The 24185-nt window shown below is 33.0% G+C and carries 25 protein-coding genes; 1 reads left to right on the top strand and 24 read right to left on the bottom strand.

Annotation, left to right across the window (positions count from 1 at the left end; genetic code table 11):
• Nucleotides 1-6: 6 nt before the first annotated feature.
• The 16 genes from folE to ACTG3Y_RS04730 all read right to left on the bottom strand — a co-directional run bounded on the left by folE (nucleotide 7) and on the right by ACTG3Y_RS04730 (nucleotide 14121).
• Entirely contained in the window at nucleotides 7-699 is a 693-nt protein-coding gene (gene folE / locus ACTG3Y_RS04805) for a GTP cyclohydrolase I FolE (protein ID WP_439151787.1), read from the bottom strand.
• Nucleotides 700-754: 55 nt separating this feature from the next.
• Nucleotides 755-1027 (bottom strand): TIGR03643 family protein, encoded by a 273-nt coding sequence (locus tag ACTG3Y_RS04800; RefSeq protein ID WP_439151786.1) that lies wholly within the window; start codon nucleotides 1025-1027, stop codon nucleotides 755-757.
• Nucleotides 1024-1455 (bottom strand): hypothetical protein, encoded by a 432-nt coding sequence (locus ACTG3Y_RS04795; RefSeq protein ID WP_439151785.1) that lies wholly within the window; start codon nucleotides 1453-1455, stop codon nucleotides 1024-1026. Before ACTG3Y_RS04795 ends, ACTG3Y_RS04800 begins: the two co-directional genes overlap by 4 nt.
• 102 nt (nucleotides 1456-1557) lie before the next feature.
• Nucleotides 1558-3048, bottom strand: coding sequence for a deoxyribodipyrimidine photo-lyase/cryptochrome family protein (locus ACTG3Y_RS04790; protein WP_439151784.1), 1491 nt, complete (start codon nucleotides 3046-3048; stop codon nucleotides 1558-1560).
• Entirely contained in the window at nucleotides 3049-4521 is a 1473-nt protein-coding gene (locus tag ACTG3Y_RS04785; protein ID WP_439151783.1) for a cryptochrome/photolyase family protein, read from the bottom strand.
• Nucleotides 4522-4523: 2 nt separating this feature from the next.
• Nucleotides 4524-4883 carry a hypothetical protein gene (locus ACTG3Y_RS04780; protein WP_439151782.1) on the bottom strand — a complete coding sequence of 120 codons (360 nt, stop codon included), beginning with the start codon at nucleotides 4881-4883 and terminating at the stop codon, nucleotides 4524-4526.
• Between the two features lie 600 nt (nucleotides 4884-5483).
• Nucleotides 5484-6788, bottom strand: coding sequence for a DASH family cryptochrome (locus ACTG3Y_RS04775; RefSeq protein ID WP_439151781.1), 1305 nt, complete (start codon nucleotides 6786-6788; stop codon nucleotides 5484-5486).
• Nucleotides 6770-6907 (bottom strand): DUF2256 domain-containing protein, encoded by a 138-nt coding sequence (locus ACTG3Y_RS04770; protein WP_439151780.1) that lies wholly within the window; start codon nucleotides 6905-6907, stop codon nucleotides 6770-6772. The genes ACTG3Y_RS04775 and ACTG3Y_RS04770 overlap by 19 nt, the downstream gene beginning before the upstream one ends.
• Nucleotides 6904-8325, bottom strand: a complete 1422-nt coding sequence (locus tag ACTG3Y_RS04765) for an SDR family oxidoreductase (protein WP_439151779.1) — start codon at nucleotides 8323-8325, stop codon at nucleotides 6904-6906. The genes ACTG3Y_RS04770 and ACTG3Y_RS04765 overlap by 4 nt, the downstream gene beginning before the upstream one ends.
• A 97-nt stretch (nucleotides 8326-8422) precedes the next feature.
• Nucleotides 8423-9055 carry a flavin reductase family protein gene (locus tag ACTG3Y_RS04760; RefSeq protein WP_439151778.1) on the bottom strand — a complete coding sequence of 211 codons (633 nt, stop codon included), beginning with the start codon at nucleotides 9053-9055 and terminating at the stop codon, nucleotides 8423-8425.
• Entirely contained in the window at nucleotides 9048-10367 is a 1320-nt protein-coding gene (locus ACTG3Y_RS04755) for an ABC1 kinase family protein (RefSeq protein ID WP_439151777.1), read from the bottom strand. The genes ACTG3Y_RS04760 and ACTG3Y_RS04755 overlap by 8 nt, the downstream gene beginning before the upstream one ends.
• Nucleotides 10368-11024 carry a TetR family transcriptional regulator C-terminal domain-containing protein gene (locus ACTG3Y_RS04750; protein ID WP_439151776.1) on the bottom strand — a complete coding sequence of 219 codons (657 nt, stop codon included), beginning with the start codon at nucleotides 11022-11024 and terminating at the stop codon, nucleotides 10368-10370.
• Nucleotides 11025-11116: 92 nt separating this feature from the next.
• Entirely contained in the window at nucleotides 11117-12145 is a 1029-nt protein-coding gene (gene arsB, locus ACTG3Y_RS04745) for an ACR3 family arsenite efflux transporter (RefSeq protein ID WP_439151775.1), read from the bottom strand.
• Nucleotides 12146-12231: 86 nt separating this feature from the next.
• Nucleotides 12232-12849 (bottom strand): low molecular weight phosphatase family protein, encoded by a 618-nt coding sequence (locus tag ACTG3Y_RS04740; protein WP_439151774.1) that lies wholly within the window; start codon nucleotides 12847-12849, stop codon nucleotides 12232-12234.
• Between the two features lie 19 nt (nucleotides 12850-12868).
• Nucleotides 12869-13756 carry an arsenite methyltransferase gene (locus tag ACTG3Y_RS04735; protein ID WP_439151773.1) on the bottom strand — a complete coding sequence of 296 codons (888 nt, stop codon included), beginning with the start codon at nucleotides 13754-13756 and terminating at the stop codon, nucleotides 12869-12871.
• 35 nt (nucleotides 13757-13791) lie between these two features.
• Nucleotides 13792-14121 (bottom strand): ArsR/SmtB family transcription factor, encoded by a 330-nt coding sequence (locus ACTG3Y_RS04730; protein ID WP_439151772.1) that lies wholly within the window; start codon nucleotides 14119-14121, stop codon nucleotides 13792-13794.
• A 171-nt stretch (nucleotides 14122-14292) separates the two neighbouring features.
• Between ACTG3Y_RS04730 and ACTG3Y_RS04725 the strand changes: the two genes are divergently transcribed.
• Complete coding sequence (locus ACTG3Y_RS04725; RefSeq protein WP_439151771.1) at nucleotides 14293-15138, top strand: DUF2911 domain-containing protein; 846 nt, start codon at nucleotides 14293-14295, stop codon at nucleotides 15136-15138.
• 54 nt (nucleotides 15139-15192) lie between these two features.
• Here the strand turns inward: ACTG3Y_RS04725 and ACTG3Y_RS04720 are convergent, their stop codons facing one another.
• From ACTG3Y_RS04720 to ACTG3Y_RS04685, 8 genes are all read right to left on the bottom strand, one after another.
• Complete coding sequence (locus tag ACTG3Y_RS04720; RefSeq protein ID WP_439151770.1) at nucleotides 15193-16167, bottom strand: Gfo/Idh/MocA family protein; 975 nt, start codon at nucleotides 16165-16167, stop codon at nucleotides 15193-15195.
• Nucleotides 16157-17995, bottom strand: coding sequence for a sodium:solute symporter (locus tag ACTG3Y_RS04715; RefSeq protein WP_439151769.1), 1839 nt, complete (start codon nucleotides 17993-17995; stop codon nucleotides 16157-16159). The genes ACTG3Y_RS04720 and ACTG3Y_RS04715 overlap by 11 nt, the downstream gene beginning before the upstream one ends.
• 128 nt (nucleotides 17996-18123) lie before the next feature.
• Nucleotides 18124-20649, bottom strand: coding sequence for a PIG-L family deacetylase (locus tag ACTG3Y_RS04710; RefSeq protein ID WP_439151768.1), 2526 nt, complete (start codon nucleotides 20647-20649; stop codon nucleotides 18124-18126).
• A gap of 93 nt (nucleotides 20650-20742) precedes the next feature.
• Nucleotides 20743-21417: a hypothetical protein gene (locus tag ACTG3Y_RS04705; RefSeq protein ID WP_439151767.1), complete on the bottom strand. Its 675-nt coding sequence runs from the start codon at nucleotides 21415-21417 to the stop codon at nucleotides 20743-20745.
• Nucleotides 21418-21445: 28 nt separating this feature from the next.
• Nucleotides 21446-22525, bottom strand: a complete 1080-nt coding sequence (gene corA, locus ACTG3Y_RS04700; protein ID WP_439151766.1) for a magnesium/cobalt transporter CorA — start codon at nucleotides 22523-22525, stop codon at nucleotides 21446-21448.
• A gap of 2 nt (nucleotides 22526-22527) precedes the next feature.
• A complete protein-coding gene (locus ACTG3Y_RS04695) occupies nucleotides 22528-23061 on the bottom strand; it encodes a mechanosensitive ion channel domain-containing protein (RefSeq protein ID WP_439151765.1) in 534 nt (177 codons plus the stop codon).
• 45 nt (nucleotides 23062-23106) lie between these two features.
• Nucleotides 23107-24039: a septum formation inhibitor Maf gene (locus ACTG3Y_RS04690; RefSeq protein ID WP_439151764.1), complete on the bottom strand. Its 933-nt coding sequence runs from the start codon at nucleotides 24037-24039 to the stop codon at nucleotides 23107-23109.
• Between the two features lie 28 nt (nucleotides 24040-24067).
• Nucleotides 24068-24185 (bottom strand): Maf family protein (locus ACTG3Y_RS04685; RefSeq protein WP_439151826.1); only part of this gene is annotated, 118 nt, incomplete at its 5' end.

Genomic DNA, 24185 nt, shown 5'->3' with positions numbered 1-24185 from the left:
TTTTTTTTAACTATTAATATAATTTTGTAACTCTACGATTTTTTCTGATGTATTAAATTCACCACCATAATACGTTGTTACTGTTGCTGATGTATCATCTTTAACACCTCTAGAAGATACACAGAGATGCTTAGCGTCAATAATTACGGCTACATCTTCAGTTTCTAAAACTGTTTTTAATTCATTAGCTATTTGATTAGTTAAACGTTCTTGAACTTGAGGACGCTTTGCGTAATACTGTACAATTCTGTTTAATTTAGATAGTCCAATGACTTTACCAGACGATTTATAAGCTATGTGTGCTTTTCCTATAATTGGCACAAAGTGATGTTCACAATTTGAATAGAAAGTAATATTCTTTTCAACAAGCATTTGATTGTACTGATATTTATTATCAAACAACGCAATCTTTGGTTTATTCTCAGGGTCTAGACCAGAAAATATTTCTTCAATATACATTTTTGCTACACGATTTGGTGTACCCTTTAATGAATCGTCTGTTAGATCTAAACCTAATACATCCATTATTTCTGAAAATAATATAGAAATACGATTTTTCTTTTCTTCGTTAGACATCTCAAAAGCATTTGACTTCATTGGTGTGTCTAAGCTTGTAAATAAATGATCATCTCCGATGTCTTCAATACTAAATCCGTTTAGTTGATGACCGTTTTTTTGGGATAATGTTTCTGTTTTCATAGAATCTTTTTAATGTGCTGTCTCTAAGTACTCCAAACTTAGATCAAAGCACGTGTTATCGTTTTGAAATAGAGTTATTTGTTATTGTTCTTTGACGAGAGCATTTAAATCTGCCTTTATCAAACGTTCTTTTTTTAATATGTTTTGTCGCCCTTCCTTGTACTCGTTTTCTCCACATTCTGAAACTACTGGGTTTCATTTCTCTACGCATTAGTTCTATGACGTCTTGTTCTTTTAAATCAAATTGAAATGTAATAGCTTCAAAAGGTGTTCTATCTTCCCAAGCCATTTCAATGACACGGTCTATGTCTCTTTCATCTAACTTCATAAATCAGAGGGCATTGCGTATTGTATATCATATTCTACTTTTTCATCTAGTAACTTGTCAAAGAACTTTTTGTTTTCTTTGAAGGTTTTACTATTTCTAAAATGAACGAAACGACCTTGAGCATGTAAGCTCGATCCGTTTGTCTTATAAATAACTAATTGGTAATAAGGAATAATCCATGTAAAATTTTTTAATCCTTTTGTAATTCTTACTAAGATGCCTTTAGGACGTAACTCGATACTACCGTAATTAATGTCAGATACCAGGTTCATCATGCTTTTCATGTTGGGACTAACGTCGTCAATAATCATGCGTTTAGAACCAATACCTTTCATTTTCAATTTCTGTACCAAACTAAATGAATCACCGACTAAATCAGCGATAATTTGTTTATGTTCAGGATTGTGATATGTTGTATTTATTATCATTACAAGGTAAATATACAAATGTATAACCTTTTGAATAAATAGTTAAACAAAAATTAACAGAGAATTATGATTGTAGGAAAAGTAAGTCAAAATTAAGATAATCTAATCACTTTTAAGTAATCGATTTCTGTTACTTAGTGTATGTCTTTTTAGAATGCGAAAACTTTCTTTAACTACTTCCGGATCGTCTTTCATGTTCCAGAGAATTTCACTTGCTCGTTTGCGATTCTCTTTTATATCTACAATTGGATGCGGATAATCTTCACCCAATCTAAAGTTGTAAAGGCCTTGCTCTAACTCAGTCATTAGATAAGGTTCGTGAATAAATGGTGTATCGAGATGCGCTAATTCTGGGACCCATTTCTTAATAAATACTGAATCCGGATCGTGTTTTAAGCTATTTGTAATGGGATTATAAATTCTAAGATTATTAATTCCTGTCTCACCCGCTTGCATTTGTAATTGTGGAAAATGAATACCAGGTTCAAAGTCCAAAAATTGTTGAGACAAGTGGGTTGATGCTGCTTGCCATGGTTGCCATAAGATATGAGTAAAAAATGACACTAGCATAGCACGCATTCTAAAGTTTACATAACCTGTTTCCACAAGACAACGCATACTGGCATCTACCAGCGGAAAACCTGTTTGTCCTTCGCGCCATACTTTTTGATAGTCTTCAGAGATGCTTTTCTTTAATTTATGATAGCCTTTATTTACACTCGCTTGCTCCATGGTGTGTTCCATTTCAAACTTTTGAATAAAATGAGCTTGCCATCGTAGTCGTGATAAAAATGCTGAAATATGCTTTTTGTTTTTACTTTTTGCTTTAACTGCTTTTCCCTTTTGAAAGACTTGTCGAATGGACACGTTTCCCCAAGAAATATAAGGTGATAGTCTGCTACAACTACTTCGTGATGCTTCAGGTTTAGAAATGTTGGTCATATAGGCCTCATGCCTGTTGTCAAAGAATGAATTAGCATATTTCCAGCCCATCGAGCTTCCACCTTTTTGAAAAGGGGTGTCCGACGGTGTCTCTAAATCAGCGACTGTAAATACCTTTTCCAAGGTTTTGATGTCATCAATGGCAAGTAGTTGACCGTCATCTGGTTGAAAAACTTCTAATTCTGCATTCATATAATTTTCCCAGCTTTCAAACCAATTATCTCTATTGACCAAACCACGTTCTACACCATTATTCTTACTTTCTTTCCATTGAATAAAGTTATTCCTACAGTAACGTTTAAATTCTTTATCTCTATTATAGGTCACTAAAATTCCAGTCTCGACATGTGAGTATATTGCATCGATCTTGTAAAATTCCTGTATTAAATTAAAGGTACTTTGTATATCGCAATCTACGGCAAGTATTTTGGTATTGTGTTCCAAAAGTTGACGGTTTAAATCTCGAATAGATTCTCTTATAAAATTAAAATGACGTTCACTATAATGCTCATCATTTAATAGTATAAACTCAAAAGCATATAGTAAAAGCGTACGTTTGCCAGACTTTAAGGCATTAGAAATTGCTTCATTATCCTGAAGTCTCAAATCGCGCTTTAACCAAACCACGTTGATGTGTTCTCTTTCTGTCATTTAAAGTTTTTCTAAAAATTGTTCTGCGTTATTAAAGTGATTTTCTAAAGTTTCTTTCTTCATTCTATCTAAATTGCCAAGAAGCATACCTAATCTTGGATTCCCTGAAAAGAAGTCACGATGTTTGTCCATAAAGGTCCAGAACAGACCGTCCCATGTGTCTTGCCAATCACCTTTAGAGTAGTTGCTCATTTTCTTAATATAATTACTGCTACTTATATACGGTTTGGTAGACATAAGGCCACCATCAGCATACAAACTCATGCCATAAACGTTAGGTACCATCACCCAATCGTAGGCATCGATAAATAGTTCCATAAACCATTTATAAACTTCGTCTGGGTCAAATTCGCAGAGGACCATGAAATTACCTAAGATCATTAAGCGTTCTATGTGATGGGCATACCCTGTTTTTAAAATCTTTTTGATGACGTCATCAATAGGTTGAATGCCTGTAGAACCATCATAAAACGATGCTGGTATTTTTTTATCGAAGTTCCAAAAATTCTTGGTGCGTTCTTCAGTACCTTTCACTTCATAAACACCTCGAATAAATTCACGCCATCCTAAAATTTGGCGTACAAATCCTTCTAAGGAATTTAAAGGCACATCATTAGATTTGGCGTATTCAATCGCTTTTTCAATCACTTCAGCAGGCTTTAGTAATCCAACATTAATAAGTGGTGAAAGAAGGCTATGATTTAAAAAATGCTCTTCCTTTACGATAGCATCTTCATAAGGTCCAAACTCGTGGAAACGCTGGTCAAAAAACTGCTGTAACCATTCTTCTGACGATTTAAAATCGATTGGATAAACAACAAAGTCATTCAATTCACCATAATGATTGCTGAAATTGGACTTTACATAATCCTCAGCCTCTTTAAGAAAATCGGTTTTATCTGGAAACTGAATATGTGGCGGTGTTTTATCTTTAGGGTATTTCTTTCGGTTTTCTTTGTCGTATGTGAGTTTTCCACCTTCTGGTTCATCATCAACCATTAAAATATCACGGTCTTTTCGCTGTTGCTTGTAAAATGTAGTTTGAAAAAACTTCTTTTTGTCCGATTTAAAAAACGAGCTCAGCTCTTCTCTGGTATTAATAAAAAGTGGATTTTCATACCATTCAATATCTAAGTCCTCAGTAACTGAATTAATATGCTTTTTAAGCCAATTGTCGGTTGGATCTGTAATATGAAGCCTCTCAATCCCTTCATCAACAAGCTTTGGTATAAGTTGTCTTATATCAGATAGGTCTGAATTGGATTCAATATAATTAATGGTTTTACCTTGCCCTTCCAAATACTTCTGATAAGCTTTCATTGACGCGCGATGGAATGCGATCTTTTGTTTATGGAATTTATAATGCTTAAAGAACAGAAATTCTTCGACTAGATAAATACTATCTGTTTGGTTTAAAACTTCTGATGTTTTAAATATTTGATGAGGAAATATAAGACTTGTTTCTTTTGTCATAGTTACTTAAAAGTAATTGTAGATGAATTATTGGTAAAAGAGTTTTTTTCGTATTTATTATGAATTAGGATAATGGCTAGTCCAAACAAAACAGCCGATATGATTAAGACGGTACTTACCAAACCGCTTACACCGAAAGACATACGTATTAAGATGGTAGAGACTACAAATCCAGAGTTTCTGATGATTTTATGAAATTTATCTGTGTAAAAAAATGAAATTAGAAGCAGAACGACATCGACTAAAATTAGAACAGTAAAGAATTCATCAAAAAATAGATTGTTAATTATTTCAAAATCAGGTAAACTGTTTGTTGCTAAAGAAATATCAGAAGTCCAGTTAAACAAAGTTACTACAGCCATTATAAAAAATATTGGGACTAAAATGACTGCTATAATTTGTTTTCGCTTAATGAATCGCCCAATTTTTGATTCATACTTATTTTGTTTTTTCGCTTTTTTTCTGCCTTGTTTTTGAAATTGGAAAATCAGGTAGAATAGTATAATGGAAGCAAGAATATCATAGGTGAATTGTAGATCATCTTTAATATCGAACCAATTTGATGTAAGTTTAATTTCAGCTAGATCTTTAAATAATTTTCTAATTATTATGAGTGTTATAATTTCGTATTGCTTGGTTATGTAGGTTGTGAAAGACTTTGGTAAATAATAGATTAGTAGGTAAACCTCATATATCAATATAAAAGAGAACGGTGTATAAATTGCTGATATTGGATTTTTGAATAATTCCGATTCTAATTGAAAATTAAGAATATTGAATTTAGAGAGGTAAATGAGGATTAAATGAATAAAAAAACCAAAAAGAGCCACATACAATATCACTTTTTCGATCTTTTTTTTAGTGATCTCAGATAAAAAAATGGGATAAAGCTTATTTAATATAGTCATATTCTCTTTGTTTTTCAACTCCTCTTATACAGTGTTTATCTCTTTTATTTATCATTAAAATAAACTTGGTTGTAACCAAATACTTCTAAATTTACCAGTAGCATCATAACGCTCGGCTTGTAGTTGGACATTAAATTTTCTGTCTCTAGGATCGTTACCAACACCAGCCACGTACATCCAATTACCATAATTGCTATGCACATCATAATCCAATAAAAGAGATTCAAAGTATGAGGCACCAATACGCCAATCTAATTCTAATTCTTTGGCAAAGTAGGAGGCTACATTTTGTCGTCCTCTATTACTCATCCACCCTGTTTCTTTTAGCTCATTCATGTTAGCATTCACAAAGTCGGATTGTGTCTCTCCATTAATCCATTTATCAATTTTGGTTTGACTAGTGGACCAGTCATAATCTTTTTGAAGGATACCTTCTAACTTAAATATCTGGTTACCATGTTTCATGGACACATATTTAAAATAATCGCGCCAAATAAGCTCAAAAACCAACCAATAGGTCGATTGATTTTTAAAATGTTCTTTTTCAAATTTTTTGACATTCCAATAAATCGTTCTGGAAGAAATACTGCCATTCGCCAGCCAAGGAGAGAATTTAGAACTGTAATCTACACCTATTAAACCATTTCGTGTTTTTTTGTAAAAACCAAGTTTCTTAGTATTGAAGAAATAATCATTCAATCGACTCAAACCTTCAGTTTCACCACCTTTAAAAGGGAACGCTGAATGCGGATGCATTTCAAAATCTTTAAAACCTAAATCTGCTAATTTTGGTATTATTGTATTATTCTCAATTCTATTATCCTCTACCTGCTTTTCGGTTATTAACTCTTGTCTTACATCAACATATTTCTCTAATTTCTTTCTAAACATCGTAAAAACCTGTGGTGTTTTTGCAATCTCAAAGTTGATATCCTCAGGATGAAATAATAATTGGTTATTAATGTGATGCCAGTTTAAATGCTCTGTTTTTGACTTAACTAATTTTTCGCTGTCTACCTCTTCCTTCGTCCATTCCTTTTGAAGGTAAATGTCAGTTATATGGTGTTCTTCACAAATTTTAGGAATAACGGTTTCTGGTAAATCTTGAAATACTAAAAGATCAATATTTAGTTGGTGTAGTTGCTCTTTTAAATCGTGAATAGTTTCAATAAAGAATTTGGCTCTGAACTTTTCAGTCTTTTTAAAACCGAATTTATCAATTTCAAAATGTCTTGGGTCAAAACAATAAACTCCAATAATCTTATTACCGGTTTTACACGCTTCATGTAAAACGGTATTATCCGTTGTTCTGAGATCATTTCTAAACCAAACTAAGTTTTTCATTTCTGTCTTTTGCATTTTTCGCTACAATACTTTACATTTTCCCAATCTTTTGCCCATTTTTTGCGCCATTTGAAAGGACGGCCACAGACCAGACATATTTTTTCTGGTAAATGTTGTTTTTTCACACCTTTCATTTTGGTTCTACAAGGGCATTAATCATTCCTTTAAAAACAAAAGCATGAAAGGGTAAAACCATATACCAGTACAATCTTCCCCAAACGCCTTTTGGTCTAAAAACTGCGCGTTGATATAATTTATCTTTTACAATCTTAAATTCTAACCAAGCTTCTCCTGGTAATTTCATTTCAGCAAATAACAAAAGTCTTTTTTCTTTTTTATCAGCAAATAAAACACGCCAAAAATCTAAGGGATCACCTGGTTCTAAATACGTGTCATGTGTGCGTCCTCTGCGCAAGCCAACACCACCAAACAATTTATCTACATAGCCTCTTAGTTTCCATAAACCATTAAAACTGTACCAACCGTTGCGTCCGCCAATACCCCAAATTTGATTGAGTGTAAATTCTTCATCTATAATAGTTTTTGAACGAACATCTTTAAAACAACCGAATTGTGGTAACTCAATATGTTTTGATAGTTGATCTTTGAATCGGCCACTGCTTACAGCATCTTTCCAGCTGGAGATTACAGAATTTTGTTCAATACGCTGAAAGGCTAACTCAACAGCGGTTTTATAACTCATTGGCTCAATCTTAATGTGATCATTAATATCACTGGGTCTGCCAATGACTTCGACTTTCATGCTATTTACTAAGGCTTGTGCTAGTTGAAATGATGTTGAGGTTACAAAATATAACCAATATGAGGATAGTTTAGGTGACAATATAGGTAATGTCCGTATATGACGTTTTAGACCGCGTACTTCTGCAAATTGTAAAAGCATTTCTTTATAGGTGAGAATTTCTGGTCCAAATATGTCATAAGATTTATTAAAAAGCGCCTCTTTTCCTAATGCACCAGATAAATAAGTGAGTACATCTCTAATGCCTAGTGGTTGTGTTTTTGTATTTAACCACTTAGGTGTCACCATAAGCGGTAATTTTTCCACTATGTCTCTAATGATTTCAAATGAGGCACTACCACTACCGACAATAATGCCTGCTCTAAAGGTGGTTAAGGCATATTTTTCTGACTTCAAAGTTTCTTCAACTTGTAAACGTGATTTTAAATGCTTGGATAAAGAGTCATCATTGACAATACCACTGAGATAAATAACTTGTTTACATTGTGTGGCTTCAACCAGATTTTTGAAGTTATGAGCACATTGGCGCTCCAGGTCTTCAAAATCATCAGCATCTGTTGCCATTGAGTGGATGAGGTAATAAGCGACATCAATATTTTTAGGAATTTTATTGGGCTCTGGATTTAAAAAATCCATTTTAATGAAGGAACACAATGGATGTTCTTCAATTTCATCCGGAATTCGATTCATATCACGTACACAACAAATAAGCTCGTGCTTATCTTCTAGCAGCTGAAGTGCTAGTCTTTTGGCAATATAGCCAGTTGTGCCTGTTATGAGTATTTTCACGTGATATTTTAAATTTATTTATTGTCATTTTGAATGTAATAAATCATCAATATATTTATTAAGATTTTCTCTCCTACGTTCGAAATGACATAGCATATTATTGTTTGACAAACTCAGCCTTTGGTCGTTGGTAGTCTAAGCGTTTCTTTAACTCTGGTACAGCATAACCATCTAATCCGTTTATAGTGGCTACTTTTCCTTTAGATAGATTTATAAACCCGTCCTTTTCTAATAATTCATCTGGGACGTAGAGTTTTTCAATTTTACCAATTAGTAAGATAGTGTTATTTGCTTTAATGGGATACTCTTCAACATAACTCATTGCGAGTTGAATTGGACATCCTTTTACAAAGGGTGCCAGAAAATCGTCTTTATATTCTTCCTCTAATGATGTGGCGTCGAACTCTGATATCGCCGGATCGTACTTGGCAGACGTATGATGAGCATCTTCTAAAATACCATCATGAATATGATTTAAGGTATATTTTCCAGAATTTTTAATGTTGTCGTAGGTATTTCTAATTACCGTTGTTGGACGTAAAAAGAAACCTAACAAACCTGGATTAGAACCCAAATGTGTAATAGAACTAAATACAGCAACGTTACTAGTTCCAGTTTCATCTTTAGTGCCAATAAGATTTGCGGATTTATAACCAGAACAACTATTAATTAAGTTGATGCGGTAAAGATGGTGCATTTGATTAATGTCTTCTAAACTAAATTCAGACATCTTTTAAATTTGTAAAATTGTTTATTTTAATATTTTCTGCTTTCAGATCGAACATTAAATTATAAAGGCCAAAAAAGGTTCTATTAATGTAAATGAAATGTTTAGAACCTCTATTACCATTAACCTTTCTTAGTTCTGTACTTTTTGCATATTTCTGACCCATTTCGGCGACTTGATTAAAGAACGAAGGATCTGAAAAATCGAATAATTCATTTTGAAATGGTTGTGTAAACAAGCTTAGAAGTTCATGAAACATGGCTGAAAAGAATTCTATTTCTTGTTCCGAATCGTCCTTTCTTAAAATCTCAAGTTGGTACATCTTTTCCATGAATATCTTTGGGTCTTCAAGACTTTCTTTCTTAGCTAATTCAAAATAAGGTACGTAGAATTCTTCAGGAATTACTTTCATACACCCAAAATCTAATGCGATTAGCTCATTTTCCTTTGAAATTAAAAAATTACCAGGATGTGGGTCTGCGTGTACCTTTTTCAATATATGGATTTGATACATGTAAAAATCCCAAAGTGCCTGTCCTAATTGATTTGATTTATTTTGGTCTGTATTATAAGCCACGAATTCAGAAAGATGTTCACCTTCCATATAATCCATGGCTATAATACGCTCTGAAGAAAATTCCTCATAATAATTCGGAAATTTTAAATGTGGTATATGCTTACAAGCTTCTACAACCGCTTTACTTTGTGCAATCTCAAGATTGTAATTGGTTTCTTCTGTAAGCTTATTTTCTACTTCCTTGAAGTATTTATCCGAATCTTTGCCTTTTATATTAAACATCTTAATGGCTATTGGTTTTACCAGGGCCAAATCAGAAGCGATACTCTCAGCAACTCCAGGATATTGGATTTTCACAGCAAATTTTTTCCCATCCTTTTCTGCAATATGGACTTGTCCTATACTGGCAGCATTGACTGAAGTTGCGTTGAAAGTATCAAATAGTTCTTCAGGATGTTTACCGAAATATTTTTTAAATGTTTTTATAACTAATGGTGGAGATAGTGGTGGTACAGAAAACTGTGATAAAGAGAATTTCTCAACATATGCCTGTGGTAATATGCTTTTTTCCATACTCAGCATTTGAGCTACTTTTAGCGCACTACCTTTTAATTTTTTAAGACTATCGTAAATATCGTCTGCGTTATTCTGATTAAGACGCTCTTTGGCATCGTCTTTAGAATTTACCATTTTATCACCATAATATTTCAAGTAGTTTACACCTACTTTAGCACCGGTAGAAACTAATTTACTTGCTCTGGAAATCTTGGTCATTGGTATACTATCGATTGTTTTCATCTAGTTAGTGTGCATTTTTTCTTTATATAAGAATTTACCAAGATCTATTAAACTCTTTAATGGTGTTGTGTCAATAAGATCAAAACTTGCCCTTACCGATTTCTCAATAAACAAATCTGTTTTTTCAAAAGAAGATGAACTGTCATCTAGCCAGAACTTCATGGTAACAAGTAATTGTAACCAAGCTGTCTCTTTTAAACCTCTTTTTTGCAATCTTTCTAATTGCTCTTGTTTTAAATCTAATGTCTGAATATTAAGATGCTCTATGTAATTAGAGAATTGTTGCTTTAATTTGGCTAGGGTTTTAAGAGACTTTAATTGATTTTTGTTATGCTCTAGCGCATGTACCACATAACTTCTATTAGCCGTTAAAATCTCAAAGAAGGTATAGTAGAAACTTAATAACTTATTTCTTGCATCAAAATGTGTATAGTCTTCACTTTTTTCTAATACTGAATGCGCATTTTCGAAAAAGACTTTAAAGATACTTTGTTCTAAGGCATCAAACGTGCCGAAAAATTCATAGAATTTTTGTTCTTCAAATTTATTATGCTTTGCGAAGGCATATACAGATTTGGGTTGTTCATTGTGAGTTAACACATAATCCATGTAAAACTCGATGATGTTTGATTCAGTGATTGATTTTTTCTTTGCCATTGTACTTGATTTACAATGTAAAGATACAGAATGTCTAACTATTTGTTATAAAAGTTAAACAAAGTTTAACATGGATTATAGAAATATACTTTTTAGTAATATTTTTTTCGAAGCCAAAACGCCACTCTTACTAATAAAATTAACGCAGGAACTTCTACTAAGGGACCAATAACACCAGCAAATGCCTGACCTGAGTTTAAACCAAATACAGCAATGGCTACAGCAATAGCCAATTCAAAATTATTACCAGCAGCTGTAAAGGCAATCGCTGCATTTTTATCGTAAGTAGCTCCCATAGCTTTACTCACAAAAAATCCGATTAAAAACATTAGAGCAAAATATATTAATAAGGGCACAGCAATTATCAAAACATCCATAGGTATTTCAACAATTAACTCACCTTTTAAAGAGAACATTACAATAATTGTGAATAATAATGCAATTAGTGTGATGGGAGAAATTTTGGGAATAAATGTCTTAGTATACCATTCTTCACCCTTTAATTTCACTAAAATTAAACGACTTAATATTCCTAATAAAAACGGAATACCTAAATAAATCATCACGCTTTCGGCTATTGTTGCAATAGAAATATCTACAATAGCACCTTCAAAACCGAAATAGGGAGGAAGTACGGTTATAAATAACCAAGCGTAAAAACTATATGCGAACACCTGAAAAACACTATTCAGAGCCACCAAACCAGCACCGTATTCGCTGCTACCTTCCGCCAAATCATTCCATACTAAGACCATGGCAATGCATCGTGCTAAACCTATAAGTATTAGGCCTACCATATATTCTGGATATTCTTGTAAAAAAGACAGGGCTAAAACGAACATTAACACAGGTCCTATAATCCAGTTTAAAACTAAAGAGATAGACAGTATTTTTATATTTTTAAACACCTTTGGTAACAACGCATAATTAACTTTTGCCAGAGGTGGATACATCATTAATATTAAACCTATAGCTATTGGAATATTTGTGGTTCCGCTACTAAAAGTATCTAAGTACTTTGGAAAGTTTGGGATAAAATAGCCAATACCAACACCAATTGCCATGGCTATGAATATCCATAAGGTTAAATAGCTATCTAGAAAGCTTAACTTCTTTTTCATGTGGTATTATTTATTGTTTTTAAAGGTCACATGGAACATCCTAATTATCATTTTCGCTGTGTTATTAAAAACTAATAATGGATGTTTCATTTTACTTTAATATTTGAAAACACATATTTTAATTCATTCGCAATTTGTAAACTACGTTCTTTATACTTTTCAGCCTGTTGAGGTGTATTGTCAAATGCCTTTGGATCTTCATAAGTCATAGGAATACGTTTTTCTGCACCAGCAATAAACGGACAGCCTTTATCTGCACTAGAACAAGTCATTATGGCGGCAAACTCTGAAGTCGGATTAAAATCGTTATCAAAGGTTTTAGAAAATCCAATCACTGGATGTACAGTTTCTGAATATTTTATAGCATAAACCGGATTCGATTCTACTGATAATTTTGAAATTTTAAAACCAGAGCTTTGTAATGCCTGAGCAGCTGAGGGAAATAGGGCAGTGGCTTCAGTTCCTCCAGAATAGCAAAACACATTTTTGATATTAAAATAACTGGCTAGAGTCTGTGCCCAAACCTGAGATAAATGACTACGACGTGAATTGTGCGTGCAAATAAAATTAAGGTTGATAATTTGATTTTGAGTCACTTTCTCTTGAATAAAGTCTATCAATGGTTGCAAAATCTCTTTACGGTCAGCAGAAATAGAATTAACATCTAATTGTTCTACTTGTGCTTTAATTTGATAATATAACATGTGTAGTGTTGTGGTTTATTTAGCAACAATTTCCGTCAGGTGTGCAGCAAGGTTCGTCAGAGATGTTTTCTAGTTTGAGTTTGGGTTTTGTAAGTTTTGTTCCAGGTTTTTCTGCATAAACTGTAATACTGAAAATACCGATGTCACCAGAATTAAATTTGTTGATTTTTTCTTCACTTAAATATTTAATGAGAATATCATCTGGAATGGTAATTGGCTTTTCTTTCTGAATGGTTACATTTCTAAATCCAGTATCCGAAATATGTTGAAGGTAATCCGTTTTTTGGATGGCTCCAGCAACACAACCAGCATACATTTCTGCATCTTCTCTTAAAGCCTCAGGTAAATTACCGACTAAAACAATATCTGAAATACTAAAATGCCCACCAGGTTTTAATACTCTGTAAATTTCTTTGATAACTTTTTGTTTGTTTGGTACTAGGTTAAGGACGCAATTACTTACAATGACATCAGCAACATCATCACTTACAGGCATATTGTCAATATCTCCTTCTCTAAATTCAACGTTGTTGAACCCAAGTTTTTCGGCATTAATGCGGGCTTTTTTTACCATTATTGGCGTAAAGTCAATACCAATAACTTTTCCTTCTACACCAGTTTCATGTCTGGCAACAAAACAATCGTTTCCGGCGCCGGAGCCTAAGTCAATAACCGTATCTCCTTTTTGAATTTGCGCAAATTCTGTGGGCAATCCGCAACCTAAACCTAAATCGGCATCGCTCACATAACCTTCTGTGTCTGAGTAGTCATCCATCATAATATTATAGACTTTATTTGATGGTGCAGTAGCGCCACAACAAGACGAGGCATTTTCCGCTTTACCCTGTTCTGCAATTTTGGCGTATCTTGTTTTTACGATCTCTTTTAATTCCTGTTCAGTTTTCATTTAAATATTTTTTAATGTTGTAATAATCTAATTTTTTAGCAGCACTCTGTTTTTTGAAATTTATAATCTAGAAATTGATTGAAAAGATCTTTTATAATATTCCATTTGTCTTCGTTGATGCAATAACATACACTGGTACCTTCTATGTTACCTTTTATTATTCCGATATTTTTAAGTTCCTTAAGGTGCTGTGAAATTGTGGGTTGTGCTAATCCGATTTCATCTACGAGATCTCCACAAATACATGCGTTAGCCTTAAATAATTGTTGAAGTATAGCCACTCTGGCAGGATGTCCAAAGACCTTTGCGATACTAGCAATTTCATTTTGTTTATCAGTAAAAATCTCACTTTTAGTTAAACCCATAATCAGTAATATTTTTATATTGCAATATTACGATTAATAAAATAACTGAACAAACAATTATTCAATAATAGAAATACTTAGATTATCTTTTTAAGTATTCCTTAACAATTAACCTTTTTGTTTAGTAGTAACTTTACAACTCTATAAAATAAACACTTAACACCATACAAAATGAAAAAATTAGTACTTTTTGCATTTGCTTTAACATTAATGTTTTCAGTAAATGCACAAATTGAAACTCCGCAACCAAGTCCGTTTAGTAAACTAGAACAGAAAGTAGGATTAACAGATGTTACACTAGAATATTCTAGACCAAGTATGAAAGGTCGTGAAGTTTTTGGTAACCTTGTGCCTTACGGTAAAATGTGGCGAGCAGGAGCAAATAAAAACACTATGGTAACATTCAGTGATGATGTTGTTATTGATGGTAATACATTAAAGTCTGGATCTTATTCAATTTTTATCACGCCAAATGAGAAGTCATGGGATGTCGTATTTTACACAGATACTGAAAATTGGGGAACACCAGCAGAGTGGGATGAGGCTAAAGTAGTAGCTAAAGTAACTGCTGATACTATGGAATTACCGATGGATATAGAAACTTGGACAATAGGTTTTTACAATTTAACAAGTAATTCTGCTGAAATTGGTTTTATGTGGGAGAACACATATGTGGGCGTTAATATTGAAGTGCCAACTGATCAAAAAGTATCATCAGCTATCGAAAGGACTATGGCCGGACCGTCTGCAAATGATTACTATGCTGCAGCTGTTTATAATTTATCTGAAGGAAAAGATTTAAAACAAGCCAAAGAATGGATGGATAAAGCAATGTCTATGGTTGAAAATCCTAGGTACTGGCAATTAAGGCAACAGTCTTTATTATATGCTAAAATGGGCGATAAGAAAAATGCCATAGCAACAGCAAAAAAATCTTTAGAAGGTGCAGAAAAAGCAGGAAATGCTGATTACGTTAAAATGAATAAAGATTCACTAAAGGAGTGGGGCGCAATGTAATAGGTGCACTCATACTAACTTATATAAAGAACGCAGCCTTTTAGGTTGCGTTTTTTAATACGTTAAATTTATTTTAGTTCTTATGCTATCGAGTGTCGTGATTAGAGTTCTACTAAATTCAAAAGACATAATATTACTTTCTGTTATGCCATTTATTAATAGATTATTGAAGTGTTCAATTTCATAATTATAGCCAATCGTGGTGTAATCAAATTGCTTTAATGTTCGCTCACCTAATGTATTAATTAATGTTACCGATGTTGGTTGATGAAACCTGCCGTTGATTATGATATCTCCATGTTCACATTTAAAAATAGCTTCAGTTTTTGTTTCTTCTTTAAAGGTGCTTTTTAATAATGCTTTAGAATTTTCATAATTGAATTCAATTAAACATTCTGAATCAACTCCCGTTTCAAAGAATTTTGCATCTGCTTTAATTGAATTTGGTTTACCAAGCGTTGAAAGTGCTAAAAATATTGGATATATGCCAATGTCTAATAAGCTACCACCACCAAGTGATTTGTTAAATAGTCTAGAGTTTTCATTATATGGAGGCTGAAATCCAAAATCAGCTTCTAATTGAATTATTTTTCCGAATTTTTCATTTTGAATTAAGTCTCGTACATATACAAAATGTGGCAGAAATGCGGTCCATAACGCTTCCATTAATAAAACGTTTTTTGTTTTAGCAAGTCGAATCATTTCGTCAACTTCTTCTAAGTTCATAGCCAATGGTTTTTCGCAAAGGACAGGCTTTCTATTTTTTAAACAAAGAAGTGTATGTTCCTTGTGGTATGCATGGGGAGTGGCAATATAAATAGCGTCTAAATTATCATCTAAAACAAGTTCATTATAGCTACCGTATGCTTTTTTGAAATTATATTTTATTGCAAATCTTTCAGCTTTATCAGGGTTTCTTGATGCGATAGCACTTAATTTTGAGTTTGGCACTTCAAGAATATCTTTAGCAAATTCACTGGCTATTTTGCCAGCGCCAATAATTCCCCAATTAATAACTTTAGGCTTCACTCAAAGACTTGTTTTTTGCACTTGCCTGTAGGATATTAGCAATTATAATTACGATAACACAACCAATTAGATTTAACCATAAATACGGTAAATTTATAATTCCTTCATTATCTAACAGGTATAATGTGATGATGATAATTTGTGTTATCAACGCTCCAATAAAAACTGCGTTTCCTTTAATATGTTTAAAAAAGAAAGCTAACAGGAATATACCTAAAACATTACCGTAAAAAATAGATCCAATGATGTTTACTAATTGAATGAGATTTTCAGCTAAATCCGCAAAACAAGCAATAATTATTGCTACTATTCCCCAACCAAATGTGAACCATTTGGTCATTTTTACCATGTGTTCTTCATCTTTGTTCTCCTTAAGATTTCTACCGTATAGATCAATTGATGTTATCGTTGCAAGTGCATTAATTTCTGATGCGGTAGAAGACATAGCAGCCGATAAAATTACAGCAAGTAAAAGACCTATTAAACCAGTTGGTAAATGGTTAAGGATAAATCGGATAAACATGTAATCCCTATCATTGGTCTGTGTATCTCTTGCGGCTTCTTTATATAAGTTTTCTAGGGCGTTAGATTTCTCAATATATTCTGGACTTTCAGGATTAGAAGTTAATAGATTAACTTTATTTTTTAAGGCATTATATTCTTTTGTGTATTCAGGATCTACAGCTTTTTTTATAAGAAATTTAGATTGTGAACGATATGATTTTTCTACAATATCAAGCGCTGCAAGCTTTTTTCTTGAAGCCTCATTGTCCGTTGGGTTATTCGCTAATTCTAAAGACACTTTTTGTTTTAACTCAAAAAGATCTTCTTGTTGTTCTTGAAGTTGACGGTATTCATTTCCGTACTCTGATGCTAAGACAGTTTCTGTAGAGGCGTCTATAAAGTTAAGTGGTGAGGGATTAAATTGATAAAATACAAATACCATAACGCCAACAAGAAGTATAAAGAATTGCATTGGTACTTTTAGTAAGCCATTAAACAATAAACCCATTTGCATTTCTTTCATAGATTTACCGGAAAGATATCGCTGTACTTGACTTTGGTCTGTCCCAAAATAAGAAAGCATTAAAAAGGTTCCACCAATTAATCCTGTCCAAACGGTATAACGGTTTTCTAAGTCAAATGAAAAGTCTAGTACTTGCATTTTTCCTGTCGCACCAGCAATATCAATGGCTTCTACAAATGAGACTTCATCTGGTATTAAATCAATAACCACAAAAAGTGCAGCTAACATACCAGCAAAAATGACAAACATTTGTTGTTTTTGTGTTACAGTTACCGCCTTGGTACCACCAGAAACTGTATATATGATTACTAATACTCCGATAATGATATTTAGTGTTACTATATTCCATCCTAAGACCACAGACAATATTATGGCTGGTGCAAATATGGTGATACCAGCAGCAAGACCACGTTGTATAAGAAATAGAATTGCAGTAAGACTTCTAGTTTTTAAATCGAATCGATTCTCTAGGAATTCATAAGCGGTGTAAACTTTTAGTCGGTGATAGAGTGGAATAAAAACCAGGCAAATAATCACCATGGCAATGGGAAGTCCAAAATAAAACTGAACGAAGCCCATACCATCGGAAAAAGCCTGGCCAGTAGTAGAAAGAAAAGTGATAGCACTAGCTTGAGTTGCCATTACAGACAAACCTATGGTCCACCATTTTGATGTATTTCCACCTTTTACATAATCCTGTACATTTTTACTGCCTCTAGTTTTCCATGTACCATAGCCAACAATGGTGACTAAAGTGGCGATTAAAACTGTCCAGTCAATCCAATCTAAAGTTTGCTGCATATCTTAAGCGAATGAAGCCGTTATAAAGTAGAAGAGAACGATGTATAAAGCATTAGCTATTAATACAATCGTATACATTTTGTCCCATTTTTGTTTAGGTTGTGGTTGGTTTTGGTCGTTCATTATGGTTAGTTGTTAGTTTTTTGTGTCGATTGGCTTTCTTTTCCTGCCGATAACAAGTTAACAAATAGTTTGTAGGCACCAGATACTCCTGCGGGAAATTCTCTAAAGAAACTTAGACCTGTATAGATATAATTCCCTTTTCCGTATTGGGCAACTAGTAAACTTCCTTCTTTTGAAGATTCACCCTTATCATTCATGGCTAGTAGTGGAGTAAATTCTTCTGACCATTCATCTGGAAAATATAAACCACGTTCCTGAACCCAACCATCAAAATCTTTAATTGTAATTTTATTAGGAAAATTAAGAACTGGATGATTAGGATCTAATATTCTTACCAGCGCGTTTTCATCCGTAACACGGTCTCTTGAAAGTTTGAGAGTATAAGGTGCTAAATTATCTGTTTTTAAGCGCCTACTCGTATTATATTGTACAATTAAATTGCCGCCTACCTTTACATAATCAAGTAGAAATTTCTGCTTAAATTTCATTGCATCTAAAATATTATAGGCTCTTATTCCTACGACAATGGCATCAAAATTTGCAAGGTTTTCTGGTGCGATTTGTTCTGGTTTAATTATAGTGACATTATAACCAATCTGTCTTAAACTTTCAGGAACTACATCACCAGCACCTTCGATATATCCAATATTTTCACCTTTCTTTTTAATATCTAATCTAACCACTTTACTTACACTTGGCATCAATACGGTTTGAAATGGAATATGTGCATAATCTATTTCAATTAACTCATTTGTGTAATATTCATCATTTATATTAACTATCGGAGTAATTAAGCCTTCACTTTGACCTTTAGGCGGAACTACTGTAAAGACTACTTTTTGAATGTCTCCCTTATTTGCTATTTCAATTTTTTGTTTTTGCGGATAGACACTCCAATCATTTGGATAGGCCATTCTTACATAGCCTTCAATAGCATCACGACCTGCCTTTACTAAGACTTCAATTTCTTTTTGTTGATTATTTTCAAAAATGTAGACCTTATCTTCTAAACTTGCTGAAACTTCAGGAATGATTTCAAATGGTCTGTATAATTCACCTTTATCTGGTTTTGAGTAACGATACACTACAGGTTTAGTTATTGTAATTGGAGTACCTGCTATTATTAAATTGAAATCTACAAATACTGCTCTTGGAGTTTCAGGTAAACCTATGAGTTCTTGATTATCTACATGGTACATGCCTAATGTACTTTGTGTATTCAACCAATAAGGAGTTGTATAATTTATATCAATAGGTATTGTAATGCCCTCTTCAAAATTTAAACGTTGATTTTCCGGCATCTCCATAGTCTTAGAAGTTCCTACTTTAAGGGTAGAGAGATTATAAGATACTAAATCTATTTGAGCATTACTACGGTTTAAGGCTTCTATTCTTAGTGACACAGTTGAGTTTGGTGAGGCATTTGGTGTATTTGATGATACTTCTAGATATAAGCCGGCACAAGATTCAATTATAGATTTGATCTCTTTTGTTTTTATAGTTCTCCAATGTTCATCTTTTATATTTTGAATTAACTTGTAAGCTTCTAAGAGTTGAGGTAGATGAGTAGCAGGATTAACAAAATTGAAATTACCTTCTAAGTCATCTAAGATATTTCCAATTGCAGACCCACCTTCAACACGGTTCCATGACGTATCTATACCTGCGAAGACATTATCGCTACCATCTAAAGGTTCACCTTTTAAAAATTCTATATATTCGTCTTGTGTTCCCCTTGAGGTTAATCTACCAAATCCCTGGCATAAATGTTGGCTACTTGCCAACGAAGCAACTTCATTATTAGATAAACCTTTTGTTGGATAATACACTCCAATATCAAATTTAAGCATATTACTTTTATCTATCTTATCAAATGCTTCACGGCTACCATAGCGCCACCAAGATGTATTGTAAAATAAGCGTTTTGGCTGCCAAGTTTCTGTAAAGTCTAATTGAGACGTGTATTTAGAGGCGTCATTAGCTAAATCAAAAGCCTCCATACTTAATAGCGCTGAACTTGTATGATGACCATGGGTTTGACCACCTCTTCTATGATCAAATCGATTAATGATAACATCTGGTTTAAATTCACGAATTGCCCATACCACATCAGATAAAACTTCATCTTTATTCCAGATTTTCAGAGTTTCATCAGGATGTTTAGAGTAGCCAAAGTCATTTGCTCTTGTAAAGCGTTGTTCGCCTCCATCAATTCTTCTTGCAGCGAGAAGCTCTTGTGTTCTAATAACACCTAATAATTCTCTAATTTCTGGCCCAATTAAATTCTGACCACCATCACCACGAGTTAAGGATAAGTAAGCTGTACGTGCCTTTACGTGGTTAGACATATAAGAAATTAATCTGGTATTTTCATCATCTGGGTGTGCAGCAATATAAAGTACAGATCCTAAAACATTGAGTTTTTGAACGGCTTCATAAATTTCTGAAGAATTGAGTTTTTTAGGTTGCTGAGCATTTAATGAGACTATGGTGCCTATAATTAGTAATAGGCAGAGTTTAATCTGGCGCATGAGGTTATTAGTTAGTTGCTTATCAAATATATAAAAGTTAGCGCCTTGCGACCTTGGTTTTAGGTTTTGTTTAACGCTTTAAATTTAGCCGAATTAGTCTTTTTTATGCTCTAAATTGTACAATTCTTTTTCAGTTAATTTTCTAAATGAGAACTTATAACCTTCGGCTGCCGCAATAGCGTAAAAAATTAAATCCATTGGACTTGCAGTTTCCTTTAAAATCTCAAATGTTAGAGAATAATCGAAATAAAGAAAAGTTTCGAAATAGTTTAGATTCTCTGCTTCTGCTACAAAACCTATAATACTAAAAAAGTCTCCCAAAACGCAACTCAAAAAGGCAATAATACCACCGCAAATTCCAAAAATTGGGTCGATGCCTTTACCGATAAATCGCATACCTAACCCAACTAATGCACCTATGGCAATAGCAACTAAACCTATTTTCATGTTAGTAGAAACAGTTACTGCTGCCCAAATTGCTGCAGCGACTACACCGATAAAAGAACCAGCAAAAATAGCTGCGGGTAAACTTTGTTCTGTTTTGAGTTTTTCTAGATTTTTTTTAGATAATCTACCTACTATTTGATGACGTTCTATTGCATTTTCATTGTCTAATTGCGCAACGTGGTTTTCGTCTAGTTTATATGAAGGACACTCGGTGTCAAAATCTGCAATTTTTCCAGTTAGCTTACATACTAATCCTGCTTTTAAATCCATATCTCTGTTGATGCAGGATTTGCAGAGTTTTAGGTGTTCTTGTCTAGTCATAGATAAATTATAATATTAGTTGTTTGGTCTAAATCCATTTTTTTCTTTTAAAATAAAATAAGAGGCTAATGAATAGAATTAGCATCACTCCTAATAGCACAAAATAGCCATAGCGATATTCTAGTTCTGGCATGTATTTAAAATTCATACCATAGAGTCCTGCTAAGAAGGATAAGGGTATAAAAATTGAAGACATAATAGTGAGAACTTTCATTACTTCATTCATTCTATTACTAATGGTAGTCATATACATATCCATTAAACTCCAGATCATTTCACGATAAATATCTATGTTTTCTGATACTTGAATTAAATGATCATAAATATCTCTATAATAGGTTATTGTGCGTTTAAATATTAATTGGTGTTCACCTTTTTCTATTCTATTTATTATTTCTCGTAATGGAAATATAGCACGACGTACTTTTAAAATTTCTCGTTTTAGCTGTTGTACTTCTATATTGATATTGTCTCTAGCATTTCCGGCAAATAATTCGGTTTCTAAATCTTCAATTTTGTTTCCTAAAGTTTCAATAATATGAAAATAGTGATCTACTACAGCATCTATAAGGGCATACATTAAATAATCAGATTTTAGCCCTCTAATTCTGCCATTGCCCAGCCGAATACGTTCTCTAATAATACTAAAGACATCATCTTCTGATTCTTGAAATGTAAGCACATAATTTTTACCTAGTACAATACTTACTTGCTCAACAACTATTTTTTCATCCTTATCGTAATAGAGCATTTTTAATACCACAAATAGATAATCTTCGTATTCATCAATTTTAGGGCGTTGCGATGTGTTTACGATATCTTCTAAAACAAGTGGGTGTAAATCATATTGTTTACCAATAGATTCAATTTTTTTAGTATGTTTTAAACCATCAATATTAATCCATGTCACTGAGTCTGTTTCTTTGTAACTTGCTGCTTCTTCGATATTGAGGAGAATGGTTTCTTCTGCAGATTCCTTGGTGTAGTCAAAACACTCTACTTGAAATTCTTTATCAGACTTTTTTCCTGTATAGACTAATGTACCAGGAACTTGTCCGACATGTTTCTTGTATTCTTGCGTACGTTTTTTAGCTCTTTTCTTTATCATGATTAAAGGATACTGCTATCATCTAAAGCGTCTTTTTCAATTAAAGTTACTGCTTTTTGAAGAATAAGATTATTCGGGTAGGTTACTAGATCACCACCATCTTCTCTCAAAATTAACTGGAACGCTCTAATATCTTCTATTATAGCTTCTACTGGGTAATCTTTGTCATGAATCTTTATTTTATCACCAACTTTATAAGGAAAGGAGAAAAACATAATAACTCCGGAAGTAACATTGCTTAATATTGACCAAATAGCGAACAAAGCGATACCTATAACAGCAAACACAGAAGAAAATACTAAGGTAACGTCTTGTGTATTTGCACCAAGTATAAAAGCTTCTATGAGTAATGCAATTAAAACAAATATTACTGTAACGTAACGACCTATTAGTGCTGCTCTAGCTACTGTAGTACCACTTTTCTTTCCTGTTTTTTTTACGGTAATGACAATAATGGTTCTAATTATAAATAATACAACCAGTAGAATAATCGAATAAACGATTTCGGTTTGATAAGTTTTAAAAAATCCTGACATTATAAGTTATTTGTCTCTAACAAATATAGCCAGATTCTTCTAAGTTTATTCTAATTCTAAAGTTTGTCGCAGAACTTCGTCGGAATTTGTGTTTTTATTCCAATATGATGACTTTATAGTTTTAAGTAAACTCGCTTTGGTGGTTAGTGTTTCTGCAGAATCGCCAAAACCACTTGTAGTTGTTTCTTCCCAACCCTGAATAACATATGGGAATTCAGTCTTAAAGTCTATTTTTAAAATTCTATTCAATTTTGAATAAGATAGTGTATAAGAACCATTTTCTAAAGTTGCATAGGCTTTATAGGCTTTTTTAGATTTATGCCTTAAGTTGAGATATTCTAGCGATGGTATAATTTCTATTTCTCCTTGCGGAAGACGTTTTGGATCTATTCTTAGCTTATTCCATAATTCATTTTCTGTCCACGTTTTGTCTAATTTAAATGATTGATCGGCTTCTCCCTGAAAATATGAATGTGACTTAATTTCGAAAGTGTCACGATTATTTAATTGTGTGTAAACATGTCCACACCATTCTTGAATAGAAGAAGAGACTTTTAATGCATGTTTATTATTTGCAACGGGATAGAACGTGCTTTGCATTATAGAATATGGATATATACCTGTATTGAAATTTTTAGTGGCATTCAGTTTTAAAACAGGTATATTGTATTCATTAGAATTGTTAGCTTTTACTTGCTTTTCAGGAAGAAAATCTTCTGTTACAAATACTAAAACGGATTTACCATTTCTAATTTCACCATAACGTGCTTGCTTTAATTTATAAGAGGTAATTTCGGCTTTACCAGCGTACCAGTAGTCCTTAAATTCTTTTGATAATGTTTGAGCGGATTGGTTATATTCTGTTTTCTTAGTTTCTGTTACTAATGCTGCGGTTTCAGAGGTTTCAGAGACAACTTCTTTACAAGAATTAAAAAAAACAAAAATTAAAAGGATTGAAGTGAATTGTAGGGTCTTCATAAAAGGTCATTTTTACAAAGTTACATTGCTATGATTCTTCTGCAATGGCATTTAACGTTTCGTAAAGTAAATGCGTTGGTAAACCAACGACAGTATTGTAAGACCCTTCTATGTTTGTAATACCAATGGCGCCTATCCATTCTTGT

The sequence above is a fragment of the Winogradskyella sp. genome, assembly GCF_965656915.1.
GTDB lineage: Bacteria > Bacteroidota > Bacteroidia > Flavobacteriales > Flavobacteriaceae > Winogradskyella.
This window is presented reverse-complemented; position numbering and strand designations above follow the sequence as displayed.

Coding starts and splice junctions, on each gene's coding strand:
- ACTG3Y_RS04775 (WP_439151781.1), bottom strand. CDS start 6,788: ATGCAAAAGACAGAAATGAAAAACTTAGTTTGGTTTAGAAATGATCTC.
- ACTG3Y_RS04760 (WP_439151778.1), bottom strand. CDS start 9,055: ATGTCTGAATTTAGTTTAGAAGACATTAATCAAATGCACCATCTTTAC.
- ACTG3Y_RS04770 (WP_439151780.1), bottom strand. CDS start 6,907: ATGAAAGGTGTGAAAAAACAACATTTACCAGAAAAAATATGTCTGGTC.
- ACTG3Y_RS04800 (WP_439151786.1), bottom strand. CDS start 1,027: ATGAAGTTAGATGAAAGAGACATAGACCGTGTCATTGAAATGGCTTGG.
- ACTG3Y_RS04780 (WP_439151782.1), bottom strand. CDS start 4,883: ATGGCTGTAGTAACTTTGTTTAACTGGACTTCTGATATTTCTTTAGCA.
- ACTG3Y_RS04755 (WP_439151777.1), bottom strand. CDS start 10,367: ATGAAAACAATCGATAGTATACCAATGACCAAGATTTCCAGAGCAAGT.
- ACTG3Y_RS04695 (WP_439151765.1), bottom strand. CDS start 23,061: ATGTCAGGATTTTTTAAAACTTATCAAACCGAAATCGTTTATTCGATT.
- ACTG3Y_RS04750 (WP_439151776.1), bottom strand. CDS start 11,024: ATGGCAAAGAAAAAATCAATCACTGAATCAAACATCATCGAGTTTTAC.
- ACTG3Y_RS04710 (WP_439151768.1), bottom strand. CDS start 20,649: ATGCGCCAGATTAAACTCTGCCTATTACTAATTATAGGCACCATAGTC.
- ACTG3Y_RS04725 (WP_439151771.1), top strand. CDS start 14,293: ATGAAAAAATTAGTACTTTTTGCATTTGCTTTAACATTAATGTTTTCA.
- folE (WP_439151787.1), bottom strand. CDS start 699: ATGAAAACAGAAACATTATCCCAAAAAAACGGTCATCAACTAAACGGA.
- ACTG3Y_RS04790 (WP_439151784.1), bottom strand. CDS start 3,048: ATGACAGAAAGAGAACACATCAACGTGGTTTGGTTAAAGCGCGATTTG.
- arsB (WP_439151775.1), bottom strand. CDS start 12,145: ATGAAAAAGAAGTTAAGCTTTCTAGATAGCTATTTAACCTTATGGATA.
- ACTG3Y_RS04785 (WP_439151783.1), bottom strand. CDS start 4,521: ATGACAAAAGAAACAAGTCTTATATTTCCTCATCAAATATTTAAAACA.
- ACTG3Y_RS04705 (WP_439151767.1), bottom strand. CDS start 21,417: ATGACTAGACAAGAACACCTAAAACTCTGCAAATCCTGCATCAACAGA.
- corA (WP_439151766.1), bottom strand. CDS start 22,525: ATGATAAAGAAAAGAGCTAAAAAACGTACGCAAGAATACAAGAAACAT.
- ACTG3Y_RS04735 (WP_439151773.1), bottom strand. CDS start 13,756: ATGAAAACTGAACAGGAATTAAAAGAGATCGTAAAAACAAGATACGCC.
- ACTG3Y_RS04715 (WP_439151769.1), bottom strand. CDS start 17,995: ATGCAGCAAACTTTAGATTGGATTGACTGGACAGTTTTAATCGCCACT.
- ACTG3Y_RS04795 (WP_439151785.1), bottom strand. CDS start 1,455: ATGATAATAAATACAACATATCACAATCCTGAACATAAACAAATTATC.
- ACTG3Y_RS04740 (WP_439151774.1), bottom strand. CDS start 12,849: ATGTTATATTATCAAATTAAAGCACAAGTAGAACAATTAGATGTTAAT.
- ACTG3Y_RS04690 (WP_439151764.1), bottom strand. CDS start 24,039: ATGAAGACCCTACAATTCACTTCAATCCTTTTAATTTTTGTTTTTTTT.
- ACTG3Y_RS04730 (WP_439151772.1), bottom strand. CDS start 14,121: ATGGGTTTAACTAAAAGTGAGATTTTTACTGATAAACAAAATGAAATT.